Annotated in this window: 12 protein-coding genes; 2 read left to right on the top strand and 10 right to left on the bottom strand. The window is 38.3% G+C overall.

Annotated elements, in window-relative coordinates:
- The first annotated feature begins 86 nt into the window (after positions 1-86).
- Positions 87-1304, top strand: coding sequence for a DUF790 family protein (locus tag AACU25_RS20530; protein ID WP_045873209.1), 1218 nt, complete (start codon positions 87-89; stop codon positions 1302-1304).
- Positions 1305-1507: 203 nt separating this feature from the next.
- On the opposite strand, the gene AACU25_RS20535 is transcribed toward AACU25_RS20530, so the two are convergent.
- A complete protein-coding gene (locus AACU25_RS20535) occupies positions 1508-2203 on the bottom strand; it encodes a PD-(D/E)XK nuclease family protein (protein ID WP_096578790.1) in 696 nt (231 codons plus the stop codon).
- 116 nt (positions 2204-2319) lie between these two features.
- Positions 2320-3987, bottom strand: coding sequence for a DNA phosphorothioation system sulfurtransferase DndC (gene dndC, locus AACU25_RS20540; RefSeq protein WP_096578792.1), 1668 nt, complete (start codon positions 3985-3987; stop codon positions 2320-2322).
- 163 nt (positions 3988-4150) lie between these two features.
- Here dndC and AACU25_RS20545 point away from each other — a divergent pair, with 163 nt between their 5' ends.
- A complete protein-coding gene (locus AACU25_RS20545) occupies positions 4151-5749 on the top strand; it encodes a DGQHR domain-containing protein (RefSeq protein ID WP_096578794.1) in 1599 nt (532 codons plus the stop codon).
- 328 nt (positions 5750-6077) lie between these two features.
- Here AACU25_RS20545 and AACU25_RS20550 read toward each other — a convergent pair whose 3' ends face one another.
- The 8 genes from AACU25_RS20550 to AACU25_RS20585 all read right to left on the bottom strand — a co-directional run bounded on the left by AACU25_RS20550 (position 6078) and on the right by AACU25_RS20585 (position 15444).
- The gene (locus AACU25_RS20550) at positions 6078-7025 is read right to left on the bottom strand and encodes a hypothetical protein (protein WP_096578796.1); all 948 of its coding nucleotides are present in this window, start codon (positions 7023-7025) and stop codon (positions 6078-6080) included.
- 19 nt (positions 7026-7044) lie between these two features.
- On the bottom strand, positions 7045-8046 hold the full coding sequence (locus AACU25_RS20555) for a DGQHR domain-containing protein (RefSeq protein WP_096578798.1): 1002 nt from the start codon (positions 8044-8046) through the stop codon (positions 7045-7047).
- Between the two features lie 61 nt (positions 8047-8107).
- Positions 8108-8566, bottom strand: coding sequence for a DNA phosphorothioation-associated protein 4 (locus AACU25_RS20560; protein WP_096578800.1), 459 nt, complete (start codon positions 8564-8566; stop codon positions 8108-8110).
- A 122-nt stretch (positions 8567-8688) separates the two neighbouring features.
- Positions 8689-9228: a Uma2 family endonuclease gene (locus AACU25_RS20565; protein ID WP_096578802.1), complete on the bottom strand. Its 540-nt coding sequence runs from the start codon at positions 9226-9228 to the stop codon at positions 8689-8691.
- An 85-nt stretch (positions 9229-9313) separates the two neighbouring features.
- Positions 9314-11203 (bottom strand): DUF3370 family protein, encoded by a 1890-nt coding sequence (locus tag AACU25_RS20570; RefSeq protein WP_096578804.1) that lies wholly within the window; start codon positions 11201-11203, stop codon positions 9314-9316.
- A 159-nt stretch (positions 11204-11362) separates the two neighbouring features.
- Positions 11363-13435 carry an AAA family ATPase gene (locus AACU25_RS20575; RefSeq protein WP_096578806.1) on the bottom strand — a complete coding sequence of 691 codons (2073 nt, stop codon included), beginning with the start codon at positions 13433-13435 and terminating at the stop codon, positions 11363-11365.
- Positions 13432-13605, bottom strand: coding sequence for a hypothetical protein (locus tag AACU25_RS20580; protein ID WP_167727186.1), 174 nt, complete (start codon positions 13603-13605; stop codon positions 13432-13434). Before AACU25_RS20580 ends, AACU25_RS20575 begins: the two co-directional genes overlap by 4 nt.
- A gap of 357 nt (positions 13606-13962) precedes the next feature.
- Positions 13963-15444 carry a DNA phosphorothioation system restriction enzyme gene (locus tag AACU25_RS20585; RefSeq protein WP_096578808.1) on the bottom strand — a complete coding sequence of 494 codons (1482 nt, stop codon included), beginning with the start codon at positions 15442-15444 and terminating at the stop codon, positions 13963-13965.
- Between the last annotated feature and the right edge of the window lie 22 nt (positions 15445-15466).

Raw genomic sequence — 15466 nt, forward strand, 5'->3', positions numbered from 1 at the left:
TTCCACTTCATTTCATTCGCAATGACATAGCGTGAATTATTTAACCCATTCTACTTAATTACGAATTACGAATTACGAATTAAAAAATGCTACCTACAGAACTTTTAATGCACCGCCACAACGGTGAAGAAATTATTCCTAAACGCTTAAAAATTGATGATAAACATATCAATTTAGCCAATGAATTAATCGCCTATTTTCAAGCAGCAGTTGGCAAAACTCAAGGGATGCTAGAACGCCAACTTACAGATTTTGAAGGCGATACCACAGATTACCGTGTCAAACGAGGTTTGGCTTATATTCTTAAAAGCAGTTTTTGCACCTTTGAAGTTGTGAGTCCCCTAGAACCACCCATGTTAAGAGAAAGGGTATTTGCTTTAGCTGCAAAATCTGTTCCTAGCAAAGAAGCAACTCAACTTACCCTGAATAAAATAGCCGATGAATTAACTCATGAACTTGAGCGAGAAGTTTTACCAGAACAGGTTCATAATGGCTTATATGCTGATTTAAATGAAAATAAAATTCTGACGGTTTTTGATGCACCCACACCACAAGATTTATTGCATCGCTATAACCTATCCCAGGTGCAGGGAGTATTTTATAAAGCCAGTCAATTAATATTAAATGCTCATCGCAATGTTCCCGGAGAATATAAGCTGTTATTTCGCTATCTTAAGTTATTTCAACTAATGGCTTATATTGAAGGCGATGCCGATCATGGGTTTACAATTACCATTGATGGCCCTACTAGCTTATTTAATCCTAGTACGCGTTACGGGTTAGCGATCGCTAAACTTATCCCCGCCTTACTCCATGTAACTCGCTGGAGTCTTGCTTCCACTTTACAAACCCGCGACGCTTACACCAACACCTGGCGCACTGGACGTTTTACCCTCAATTCTGAATGTGGTTTAGTAACACACTATTCCCCTGGAAAACCATACGATAGTATGTTAGAAGCATCCTTTGCTGATAAATGGGATGCGCTGAAATCGGAATGGGTATTAGAGCGAGAAGTTGATTTAATTCCGATTCCGGGAAGCGTGATGATTCCCGATTTTCGCCTAGTCCATCCCGATGGAAGGACATTCCTATTAGAAATTGTCGGTTATTGGCGACCAGAATATTTACAAAAGAAATTTTCTCAAGTGCGACGTGCGGGAAGAGATGATTTAATTTTAGCAATTTCTGAAAGATTGAATTTAGAAAAAGCTGGTGTGAAATTAAATGATGTCCCAGCACGAATTATTTGGTTTAAAGATAAATTATTGCCCAAATCTGTGTTAGCAGTCATGGAATCATAAAGTAAATGTAGGGTCAATACTTGTCGGTTAAGGGCAAAAGGGGAAGGGGAAAAGGGGCAAGAAAAAACCTTTAACCCTTCCCCTTTCACCTTTTCCCCAAACTAAATTCCGCGTTAAAAATCCTTAACCGAGCAGTATTGAATGTAGGGTGTGTTGTCGCGCAGCGCAACGCACCACAGACCAAGACAGTTCAGCATTTCTTATCAAGAATACCAATATTTTTGACGCTGCCAATATTCAGCAACTCTTGCTTCCCACTGCTGCCAATAATATTTAATTGTATCTGTTTCTAGCCAAAAAACCTCAGCCGCCATCTCAGGAATTGCCACAACTAACAATGCATGATTTATGTGAATTCCCAAATCACCATAATACTTATTAGCTGCACCTATATATGCTGCCAATTGCAGAGGATATTCATATAAACGCTCAATAGAACCTTTAGGTTTATCCGCAGTTTTCCACTCACAAACACAAGGTATTCCTTGATAGCTAGCAATACAATCTACCTTGCCAGAATACTTTAAATCATAGTGAAAAACAGAACCTTCCACGAGCCTAATTGTATCAATTTCTTGTAACACAGGCTTGATACTTTCCCAATAAGGAAGACTAGCTTCCGAACAAACAGGATTTTCCCCTAGTAGATAGCGTTCAATTTGCTTGTGTGTTTTCGTTCCTCGACGACTAGCAGCCGTAGTAATGCGGCTTGCTTCTTCTGTACCAACACGCGCCTTCCAGTTTAATAACCTATCACGATCTGCTTGAGGTTTTGTAGCATTAAGTATTGTGGTGACGCTAGGTAAACGATTTCCTTGAGCATCTACATAATATTGTTTGCCATATTCTCGCAGAGATTTGGCATTAATTTTTGGTAGCAGTTGAATATCAAATGGCATTAGCTGCTATGGGGGAATTGGTAATTGCTAATTGGTAAGGATTTTTATGCTGGTACAGTATGGCGTAAATCAATTGCTGTATTAATTTTGAATTCCGCTAGTCGTAATAGTTATGTTCATTTAGAATTTCTTTTAGATTTTTTTTCCTTATTCTGAAATTTCATGTCTCCCCAAGTTTTTGATTTGTCAGAAGATAACTCACTGGTTACTTCTGCTTTTTCTGTAGTTACTTCTACTGGTTCAGATGGAACTGCAAAATCTCCTAAAGTTAGCTGCTTAACCTTTTCCACATTGCCCTGATCAACAGCTTGTTTTAAATCACGAGTTAAACGAGCGTATTCAACTGCATCTTTCTGGGAACGTGAACTTGTCTTAAAACATTTCTCTAAACTATCGTATATCCCCACACGCCGCGCCATCTTGCGAAACTGACGTTCTGTGTCTAACAATTTCGCCATCAGTTCTAAGTGCATAGCGTCATCTGCACAGATTTCTTCTAATACTGCCCATTCATCGCTACCGAGTAAACTATTATCAGCCCCAGGACGAGGATCATGGAATACTTCACCAGTCTCTTCTTGATAAATGCGGGGTAAACTATCATCAAATTCGTGTTTTTCTTCTAACCAAATGTGCCGAATTTCACTCATTTCGTCAAGAGTAATTAAGGTAATATCACGCATATTTTCTGGCGCTGTGCAACGAATTTGAGTTTGCGCTGCTAATAATTTCCTAAGCCAATATTCACGCCAATATTTAGTATATGGGCCTGGTATTGGTTCTACAGAAATTTCCCCATCTTTATTGCGTTCAAATAATTGCACTTCACCCCAGATGCGGCGAAAATCTCTTTTATCGCGATCGTCTTTAATATCTAATTCATTGCGAATATCTAATAAAGGTTGCATCCATTCTTTTTCTTCATCATTTTGGATCATTGCCTCCATTGATTTATCTTTATTAACTAATGTGCAAACCCAGCAACCAAAGCGGGAATCACCACAACTAGGAGTAGAAGTATCAACTACAAGCGGACATTCATTATCTGCTGTCGCCCCTCGATACATGCTGAATAATTCTTTATTGCTATTTCCCCAAGGATTATCATATTGATTGAGATAAATCCAGACATCATTATTACTCCAGTCTTCAATGGGTGTATAAATCAGAGAGTTGGGTAAACTGGCATTGGGGCTGAGGCGATCGCGTACTCTCCCCATTTGATGCTTTTCCATTGTCGCCGCACGTTTTGCGCTTTCGGCTTTGCGAGTACCCAAAACTAGGATAGTTTCGCCGTTTGCACGCACCATCTCACGGATGAAGTGGTTAGCTGGATTAATTTTCAATCTTTGGGTACACCAACGAAATTGATTACGCGGTGCTGGGTAACCTTTACCAATCAGGTTTACCCAAAATGTGTCTTGAACAACTGGTTGCAGCAAATGCGGTTCTACGGGCATTCCTTGTGCTTGTGCTGCTGACTTTAGCTGTTGTAAACATTTGCGTACCCAAGCAGAGACGATAGGATTCTCTACCTGAGTGTCTGTAGTAATTACATGGATTTTTTTAGTTCGTTTTTCTTGGGGAAGAAGAGCGATCGCATTCCAGACTAACTGTAGCGTTGTACTAGAATCTTTTCCCCAAGAGACTCCTAGCACCCAAGGTATTTGATCTGAGCAATATAAATCTTGGATTTCTTTGGTAAGATTCTCTATGTCTTCTACTAAATCTGCAACGGTACGCGATCGCTGGCTTTTATTTTCTGGCTGTTGTGCTGTAGCCATAGCTCCTTTCCTATCTAGACATGGGTTTTAGTCACCCCTGTTATCTGTACTGCAAGAGCAACCCTTGTATTGTAAAGCGTAAAGTTTTTAAAAACTTTTATATATTAACTGAATTTCATAGAAAATTAGTTGGTAGCAAATTCTGCAATTTTTTAAAATTAACATGAAAGACAGTAAATCCGATCCAACTGCTGACATCGCTAGAGAATACCAAGAACGGGAAACCAAGGATAAACAGGTACTTGCTTTACTTTTAGAGAAGTTTTTGGAGAAAAAGGATCGGATTTTAGTACAGAAAACCGAGATGGGTGGAACGGAAGCTTATGTTGGTTCTGTCAGTCTGGAATGGTTCGCAGGTAGGGTTCACTTCGCTTCTGGTTTACCTCTGTTTCAGAATAAGTACAATTCTGAAACCGATAACATCGAAATTGACGCAGATAGTATTGATGAAATTCAGCAACGCCCCTTAGATTGGTCTCGTCAAGCACCTTTGGTACAGTATTTATCAGCAAGAAAAAATCATAAGTTTCCCCCGGTATTAGTGGTAATTAATCAATCTTGGGTGGACGATCCCAAAGCTGCTGAGTGGAATAGTGAGGGAATCGCCACTAAATCAACTACCGATTTTACGCCTTTGGATAAAGACGGTAAAGTAGGTTTACTGAATATTTCCGAAGATAATGTCACCATTTATGCATTAGATGGTCAACATCGATTGATGGGTGTACAAGGTTTAATGGAGTTGATTAAAACAGGAAAACTTCAGCGTTATAAAAAAGATAAAACTGCTGATGATAGTTTCATTAAAATAGATGATTTGATTGAGCAATATCAAGTAGATTCTGCTTATTTACAAAGCTTACCTAAAGAGAAAATCGGGATTGAATTTATTTGTGCGGTTGCGTCTGGGGAGACTCGCACCCAAGCAAGACGAAGAGTGAGATCAATTTTTGTTCATGTTAACCTAATGGCTGCACCTTTAACTAAAGGTCAATTAGTACAATTAAATGAAGATGATGGTTTTGCAATTGTCGCCCGAAAAATTGCTACAAATCATCCGCTTTTAGCACAACAGCCAGAGCGTAAACCTCGCGTTAATTGGAATAGTGCAACAGTTGCAGCAAATTCCACAGTGTTAACAACTTTGCAAGCTATTCAAGATATGTCTGAAAGATATTTAGGGCAAAAATTTCCTCATTGGAAACCTTTAGAAAAAGGTTTAATTCCTATGCGCCCAGAAGATAATGAAATTGAGGAGGGAATTGATGAATTTAAAAAACTATTTGATTCTTTAGCCAGCCTTCCTAGTTATAAAATTCTCGAACATGAAGATACGCCGCAATTACGACGCTTCAGTTTTGAAAAAGATGGGGGGGAAGGAAATATGCTTTTCCGCCCTATTGCTCAAGTGGCATTAGCTCAAGCTCTGGGAATCTTGGTTTTTAAAAAAGGTTTTTCCCTGACAGATATTTTTAAGAAATTACGTAAATTCGATCAGCAAGGCGGCTTTAGTGGTATGGAGTATCCGCAATCTCTTTGGTATGGCGTTTTATACGATCCCAATAAAAAGCGCATACAAGTTGCAGGGCGAGATTTAGCGGCGAAGTTACTAATTTATATCTTAGGTGGAATTAAGGATCGCATGGAATCTGCTGAACTTCGTAAGGCGCTAGCTGATGCTAGAACTATCGAAAACCAAACTATCAGCTTTGATGGTAAGTTCGTTGAACCTCAAGCAGTAGGACTGCCACCTATACTGTAATTATTAGCTGTTACTTATAGCGCTTGTCAACCGGATGAGGTAAGTTTTCAAAGCCACTAATTTTTTCAAACAAGACTAGTGGTCTGTCCCATTAATTTTGAGGAGTAAAAAACGAACCGCGAAGACGCGAAGTGCGCGAAGGAAGAGAAAAGAAGAAGAAACTTACCCTACATAATTAATGAGACAAAGCACTAGGATGTACCTCAGTTGCAACTCCTAGTTTCATAGTCCATACTGCATATTTTATGTTTTTGATGGAACACAATTTATGAAGAAAAGTGATATCTTGCGAATTAGGTATAATAGTAAACTCCGATACAATGATGCATTAGATAATACTTTGATTTTCTCCAATCCAATTTAAAAAACATTCTTTCACGGGTGTATCATCTTTGATATTGTTTAGCATATTTTTACGCTGTAAGTATAAATCTGTTCTGATAGTTTCCAGATTTTTATTTCCTAAAATTGCGTGGAGTATGTCAAATAATAACTTAATTCTTAAAGATGCAATATATTCTAATTTTAAGAATTCGTCTTCTGTATAAAATGTTGTAAAAATATTATTTTGCATTTTTAATGCAAACTCTTCTAATTCATTTTCTGGCAATAAATATTCAATAAAATCCTCAAACAAAAAAGCAGTATCATAGTTAGCGCGGTGTCTAATTTCCAAAATTTCAAATGGGTTTTCTACGTCATACTGATAAAGCTCATGATAAGATGAGATACTATATTTATATTTTTTGTACACATTATAATATTGCCTCCATACATCTTCATGAGGTTTATAGTTTCTCATTTCAATAATAAACTTATCGGCGGCAAAATCTTCAGTATAAACATGAAATACTATTTCTTTTTCTTCACCACTACTTGTTAAAAGTATAGGACGAGAGAATCCATTACCTTGAATATTTAGCAATCCATTAATACAATAAAATTGTGCATAATACAAGGTAACACAAGCCCATGACCATAAACCTTTGGAAACCAATTTTTTATAAATTGACCAATTATATAGAGCTTTACTAAATTGAAGATTTGCTTCATACAGTAATACTGATTTGAATTCTTCATCTACTAAACTATATACTTTGTCTGGGCTATCATATGTTCTGATTGTATTTTTAAGATAAATTTTAATACAATTATTCCTATCTATAATTTGAGTTCGAGCGTAAATTATTGCTTTTAATAAAGGAACATCAAAACTTTTATCACTTAAGCTAGGTCTATTTCTTTTATTGAAGCTAGTACTGATGTCATTGAGCATTTTATTTTAGGAATAAATATTATATTTTAATATCTGACGTATCCGATATTTCCGGAAGCATTTTGTTCAAATCTGCTGTAATTTTTTGAATTGCAACTTTATTTGTACTTTTACCTAATTTGGCACTACTAAAATCAAATTTTTTAAGATGAATTATCTGTTTTATAATATTTTCTACTGTAAAATCTTTGCCACATAAGCTATGAACTTTAGGAAAAATTCCACACATTGCCGATAACACAACAGCTTTTGTCAACACGTATTTAGTACTACCCCATTCTTCAGAAAAAACTGCTTTAAATGCGTTAAAATAGTTAACTAGTATGCCATACTGTAAATTTTCGTTATAAGGTGATAAAACACCTCCATTAGGATCAATCATTACCTCAACATTTCTTGCAAATGCCGCTTGAGAAACTAAACCTTTCCCAATACCTAACATTTTGATTTCATTATACCAAGGAGATTCAGGATCTAAATTCATTTGTTTCACTAAACTATGTGTTCGTTTTTCTTTAAAATCAGAGTCTTTAATTAAAGGTAATAAATCATAAATCACAGAAGGATTAATTCCCTTTTGCTCATTATTGATAGTGATAAATATCTTGGCTTGGCTTTCAAGTTTGAGATTGATAAAACCTGAGCAGAGAAGATCCAACTTTTTTGCTGTAAAATTAAATCCAAAAAGTCTATGTTGACCATCAACAACCCAAACTGATTTTTCTATATCTGGAAATTTAATTTTCCCAATTAATTCGTTTTCGGTTGGAGCAATATATTCCGTTTCTTCTGGTAAGTTAAGAATTATATTATTAGCAATAATAGCATCATTAGAATTAATAAACTTAGCAACTTCTTTGCATCTTCTCTCACTTAAAGGTCTTTGAACACCTTTGCTATTTCTTTCTTCTATGGAAACATAGGCTATACGCTGTAAAATGTCACTGTTACAAATGAATACATAAAAGTTTCCACCAGGGTGATTGATTTCCTGAGCAGGTAGTTCAATATAATTTGTCATCAGCTATACTCCACTAACTAATTGCAATAAATTTGGTAGTAATTTTATATGATTTATGTTCTTATAATAATTGGCGTAAATCAAACTCTTTCCTTAGTAAATCATTACTAAATATTTCAGAACTTAGAATTAACATCAGTCGCTCTGAATAGTCTACCGCTCCACGTAGCTCATTTTGTAAAATTTCCAGTCCACCATTGGCATACTCTTCAAATATATGAATACGTTGCTCGTCAGCGACATCTTGTTCGCTGAGGATATTAATGTCTTTGATTTCATTAATAGCCAACAAATTAATTAACAGAGAGAAACTGCTAGAAAAATAATCTTGTCGTAGTGGAGATAAATCTTTAGCAATTCCCTCTAAAGGAACTCGTTTTTTATTCTTTGCTCCCAACGCTGCTGCAAACACCATCACTTCTACATAGGTTTGGAAAGGCCCTGTTGTATCTTTTGACGCTACTAATGCTTTGACTAACTCAACTTTATCTTTAGCAATCCTGATTCTGTTTGCAGCCATTGATTTGCATATCTACATTGTGGAAATTTTAACCGAAACCAAAGAGCGATGGCACTACTTTATTGCCACATCCAAGCGATCGCTCTTTCTTCCCACCGCATCTGCTACAATTTCAAAAAACCCTACGTAGGAAATTGCACATTCTCATACAGCAAAGCTATGGGAAAGCGAAAATCAACGCTGGTTAAATGAACTTCATCCCCAGTTTCATAAGGATGTAATTCCCAAATTCCTCTATCATTTAACCGAAAACAATCTACACCAATTTTCTCAGCATCAATCAGCACATATTCTTGCAAAGTTTCAATTCGGCGATACCGCGTAAATTTACTACCTCTATCGTAAGCTTCCGTACTTGGGGAAAGGACTTCCACAATTAAACAAGGATACTGCAGAAATTGAATCGCTTGTTTATCTCGTTCATCACAACTCACTACAACATCAGGATAATGAAAGGTATTCTCTGACACAGCTACTTTTGCAGCAGCCATAAAGGGAATACAGCTACTTCCCCGTAGATGGCTTTTTAACGCTGAAGCCAAGTTTAAAGCAATATCATTATGGGGAAGAGTACCCCCAGTCATGGCGAAAACTTCACCATCAATATATTCGTATTTAATTTCTTGACGTACTTCCCATTCCAGATATTCTTGAGGAGACATATACTTGCAACTTACTCCCTCTCAAAAGCCACCTTTTTTAACTCTAACTAAAAAACTCTGCGCCTCTGCGTCTCTGCGTGAGACATTACCCCTCCGTCCTCACCGTCACCACCTGCGGCGGCGTAGAATCAGGAGGATACAAAAAATCTACCTGTACTTGTCGCTTCTCCCCCGCTAACATCTTCAACCTCACCAAAGGTTCACCCATTTGTCCCCGACGTTGTACTAAATGTACGTAGCGCGTCTTTTCCTCGCCATTATCATCGGTGTAACGCACCTTCACAGTACCGCGAAAAAATATTTGTTCCACCTTTGGCTTTAAAAATAGTAATCTATCGGTTCCCCCTTCATCTTTTAAAGGTGTATGCATTGATACGGTAACTATCTGGCTTTGATTACTATTATTACTTAAAGGCAAAGTCAAATTGTACTCTACACCATAGTTGCTGTGAGCAAAATATGCTGTATCAGGATAGCGTTTTAGCATTAGCGCACTCTGTATTTGTCCGGTGCTAAGAGTAATTAAAGGCACAGTCCCTAAAGGATAAGCAAAGGCTTTTCCGGGTTGGGGTATCGTTAACTCAGACACATTAGGATTATCCGTTAGATTAGCTTGCCATTGCGTACCTTGAGAGACACCAGCAACGCGGCTAAATACTGTTGGTTCCCTGGGAGGGTCGAGAGGGGTGGGAATGGGGTCGCGTTTTCCTGCTAAACTACCTGTATCTAAAAGCCTTTGCCATTCAGCCACAGTGGGAGGTGTAGAGCTATTTTTAACTAAGTTTGCCAGATAAATTGGGCGATCGCTCGCTAATCGCATCATTGTTGTGCGACCATTAGAAGAGGGAGCTTGTACAGGGATGGGTAAATTCGCTAATATTTGGGTTTTTCCTGGTTCTATCACCAGCTTTTCGGGAAAATTACTCTGTCTAATTTCTCGTAGGACATCATTCATTGTCCTACTACCAGGGCCAGCGTAAACTGTACTTTGGGAATTATCTACCATATCTGGTAAAGCAATAAATGGTGCTTCACTAGAAAGGTAGCTGGCGGCGTGTAATACTTGCAGTGTCACAGGTTGATTCCCTGGATTGTGGACAATAATTCCTTGGTAAACAGTGCGGTTTTGGGCTGGTGTTTCCGCCCTGACGATATGATGGGCAAATACATCAAATCTCCCCGAGAAGGGATAATTAAGGTGTGCTTCTGGAGATTTTTTACCATCTGGGGGGAAGGTAGAAAGTAAAATTCCTTCGGTAGTTATTAACTCCGGACTATTACTATTAAACGTAGGGATAGTATCAAGTTTTCCCGGTAAAAGGCGGACTTCTTGCGGTTGGACTTCTACGCCAGCAATATATTGTGGGGGTACAGTATAAATATTTAACGCCCGACACATCAAAGCTGCTACTTCTCCTCTGGTGGCGCTTTGCTGGGGTTTTAGCTGTTTGACTTGGGGATAGTTGACGACAATACTGTTGATTGTAGCGGATGCGATCGCACTGTGAGCATAGTTAGGAATTTGTGCTGCATCCTCAAAATATTGTTGTAATGTCTGCACTGGGTTAGATACAGGACTATAATTTTTACCCCCAGCGACAACACCGATAATTTGGGCGCGGGGTATTGGTTGGTTTGGTTGAAAAATTCCCCCTGGATAACCAGAGAAAAAGCCTTTTTGGTAAGCAGTAGTAATTGCTTTATTTGCCCAATAATTAGCAGGTACATCTTTAAATGTAGTAGCACTGCGTTTGATTGGTGCATCGGGGAAAGCATTCAACATTAAGACTGCGGCTTCAGCGCGTGTAACTGTTGCTTCTGGGCGAAAGCTTCCATCCGGATAGCCTGTAATTAATTTTCTTTCTCCTAGTTCTTGAATACAATTATTAGCCCAATGTTTTTGTGTATCAGAAAAGGTGAGAGTGATGGAGTTAGGTAAGGTAAAAAGCGAGGCGAGTATTAATGGTAGAAGCATTAATAGTAGTTAGTAGAAACTTAGGCTATTAAAGCATACAAGGATAACGAAACCCAGAAGCACAGAGAACACAAAGAAGTAGAGGTAAAAATCTTAATACTCTCTCTTTTTCCTCTTTCCTTCGTGTTCTTAGCGTACTTTGCGGTTCGTTTCTCTTGATCACCAATCTCGCTTTACCTCCACAACCTCTGTATACTCAAATTCATTAGGACTTTGCCTTACCAAAGGATATCTTTCCCCTCCCAATTCAATATAATCTTGTTCACAATCTGGCTTAGAAGAAAAGTACGTCAGCACATATTCCCTGCCAATTCTATCTGCCATTTCCTCTTCAACTTCACCCCGCCATTGAGTTTTTGTGACTAAAACAATTAACTGATTTGCTAACTTGGGAATTGTTTGAGCAATATGTCGCCGGGAAATTTCATCTAAACTACCAAAAGGTGAATCCATGACAATTGGAAAGGTACTGCTTTCTGGTAACATCAGCATTTTCCGCTTTTCACTCCATTCCCTGACTCTATCAATAATACTGGCGATAAAAGATAAACTGAGAATTTGATTCTCGCCAGTAGAAGCTGCAACTGGTGCTTCTAATCCGGCGGTATTTTCTACTAGCGTCAGTTCATATTTATCGCTAATTTTGGGAATATAAGGCGTAAAAGATATTTCTGCGAATATTTCCTGGACTCGCTTTTCTAATTGCAGCCGAAATTGCTTTTCTTGACGATTTCTTACTTCTGTTAACCGTTCAATTGCATCTTGGGTGGCGTTAATTCTTCGCTGTGCTAATGCTTGACGTTCTTCGTTTAGCTTTTGCTTGGCGATTTGTTTACCTAAGGCTTCAATTTCTGTAGTGAAGTGGGCGATTTGTTGTTGGTTAGCGCCTTGTTCTCGATTTAACTCATCTATTTTATTTTCGATTCCGTCTAAGCGTTTCTGTAAACTACTAATCTCTTCGTTAGCATCTTTACGCAATCTGTCTTGAATGTTATCTAATTCGCTTTCTATCTGTGAGATATTTTGCCTTAATTGATTAATTCTCCCTTGTTCTCTGTCAACTTCTTCCCAAAATGCGATTGCTTGTTTATCAATTTCATCAACTTGGGCGCTCATCCGAAAAGCCATTTCTTCTACTGCTGAAGAACACGCTTGATTTAACCATAGAGTCACATTTGTATGGGGGTGACTACCGATATTTAAATCTGTGCCGCAAATACAACGTTGCGAATTAAGTAACTCATTGATAAACTCCCGCGAAATTCCCGCCGTTAGCTCACCACGTTGTTTTAAATCATGCATAACTTCCCGAAACTGGGATGTGGTTTCAGCCAGGAGAACTGTATAACCTCGTGCAGAAATAATTTTTTTCAGGGCTTCGCGAGTCTTTTTATATTCTTCTTTATAGGCTTGGTTCTGCGTTTCTAAATTTTGACAGCGTTCCTGTAATTCTTTCGCCGCACTCAGTTCCCGTAAACGGTTACTTGTTTCTTTTTTAAAGGTTTGTTGATATTCTAATTCTTGTTTAATTTCAGTTTGGCGTTTGGTAATACTTTCAATTTCCCGTTCTATTTTTTCTTGCTGGCGCAAAAGCTGTTTGATTTCGGAATCGCCAATGGCTTTTAAGTCGTTCTCTAAACTTTTTTTCGCTTCACTCAAATGTTTAATTGAACGATTAATTACCTCTACACCCAAGAATATCTTTGTTGCTTCCGCAATTTCCGCTTTTTTATCAGAACGGACGATTTCTTCAATCCGTTCGCCGTCAAAGAAAAAATATTGATGCAAACTCGCAGGTAAAATTTGATTGATGATATCTTCTGGTTGCTGGGGTGGGAAATACCATTTACCATCATCGCCACCTACCCACATGGTTAATTGAGTTTTCCCAGCTTCAAAATCACTCTCGTTTTTATAAACCCGACTGGAACGTTTTACACGGTAGCGTTTACCTTCATGTTCCCAACCAATTTCTACCCAACATTCAATAGCTTGCTTTGGTTTAGCTTCTGCGATCGCTCTTTTATTAACTAGCTGTTCTACTGATGCAAATGCTGCACTAAACTTCTCATATAATACCCAGGTAAAGGCATTGAGTAAACTGGTTTTTCCAGAGCCATTATTGCCATGAATAATCGTAGTGTTGAGAACATCTCCTCCCGAAAGTACTATCTCTGGTGTCGTACCATAAAAGGAGCGAAAATTGCACAGCTTAATTGAAGTTAGCTTCATCGCACCTCTTCCTTAATAATCACCAATATTTCATCGTTAATGTGGCTGTTAATTCTCTTATCTAGTCTGCCTTTTTCCAGCTTCCATACCCGCTCAATAATTTGCCGTACTTCTGGCGGGGCGCTGGTAATTGGCTCCTGCACATCATCGATATTTTGCTCTGGTGACATCGCGGATGGTAGATAATTGTTTCTTTATTTTACCTGTATCTTCGAGTGCGATCGCATCTTCTGCTCTACCCTTTGTCTTATCTTTAATTTCTCACAAATTGGTGGGGTAAAGTCGAAAATTTTTAGTGAGGAGGGCTTTATTTAAAAGTGCTTTGCTGATATACTAAAAGCATATAATATAATGGAATATTTTCGACTTTAAAAATTTGACTCACATCCCATTATAAAGAAGATAATTTAATTATCCCATACTTCTGAACCTCATTCTTCACTATTACCAAAATTTTTACAAAAAGCAATAAAAAACCGCAGATAAACACAGATAAATAATCGGCGTTTATCTGCGTCTATGGCGATTCATATATCTAATAAACCATACCGTTTTTGTAAAGCAAGTAACTTCATTCTCGCTTCGCCAGCATTGTCAGCTAAATCGGCAAATTCTACAAAGCGCCGCAATTCTTTTTTTAATAAATTGCGTTCTACTTCTATAGTTTCCCTTTCTAAATCTGGCGGTAAAACTATCATGTCGTAAATAATGGCGCGTTCTTTCCCAGGATGGGGACGTAAAACGCGCCCGCGCCTTTGGATAAACTGACGAGGATTACCGGAACTTGATAAAATTACTGCAGTTTGAATTGCAGGAATATCCACACCCTCATCTAAACAGCGAATTGCAACTAAACCTTGCAATTCTCCGCTTTCAAATTGACGGCGTAAAATCTCCCTTTCTTGTAAGGAAGTTTGAGCAGTGTAGGTACTAACTTTGTATCCCAATTCTACGCCGAGAATTTTAGCAACGGCTTTCAGTTGACGCAACGATGAACGTTGTCCCACCTCTTGCGAACCATCACTGCAATAAAATAGGGTGTGAGTAGTATCTTTGCGAGTTGCCATTAATTTCCGCAAAGCAGTTAACTTGTTTTCTGCTGCACCAATTAATCTGGCACGTTGCATTAACAATGGCTTCAAATCTTCGTTATCTTCAAAATCTCCGACTGTGCCATTTTCTCTTTCCCGATATAGTAACGATCGCCCAATTCTGCGCGTTAATTTTAAATAGGCAATACTTTCGGCTTCTGTTAATTCCACCAAAATTGGGTAATAGAGATAATGTACCAAAGCACCTTGAGCGATCGCATCTCTCAAGGTAAACTCTGGTTGCAGCACAGGGCCAAAATAATCAAACAAAGATTGGGTACCATCATCATCAAAATACCTTTCCGGTGTGGCAGACAAGGCCAGTCTCAGCCCAATCCGGCGTGGTAGACTTTCTTCTAACTTTGGTGCGCCTAAATTATGGGCTTCATCGCCAATAATTAAAGTTCTGTCGGGGAAATATTTCACCTGCGACTGAAAACCATCTCCAATTAAAGTGGAGTTAGTAGTAATCACCGTGACAAATCTTTGGGAACCAGAACGCAGATTATAGATTTGGGTAGAGAGTTGACTTTGCCAATTGCGGACATTCTCAAATGCTAAAATCGGCTGCAAGTTAAATTTTTCGCATTCTCGCGCCCATTGGGTGACAAGATGACGATAGGGACAAACCACCACCAAAACTTGTAAATTAATCTGCTGATACAATTCACAAGCGATCGCCAATGCCGTGATAGTCTTACCACTACCAGTAGCCATTTTCAGCGTACCTCTGCCATTATTAGCAAACCAGCTTGTCATAGCTTGGCGCTGATATTGCTGCAATTGCAAAGATTGCGGCATTTTTGGGCATCCTAGTAATGATTTTTGAGTTTGATAACTGCCCTGATTTTCCCTTAACAATGGCAATCGTAAGCGAAAACCGGGCAGTTCTTGCACTCTATTTAGCGTCAGGTACATAATTTGTCATTTGTCATTTGTC

The organism is Tolypothrix tenuis PCC 7101, from assembly GCF_963874875.1.
GTDB lineage: Bacteria > Cyanobacteriota > Cyanobacteriia > Cyanobacteriales > Nostocaceae > Aulosira > Aulosira tenue.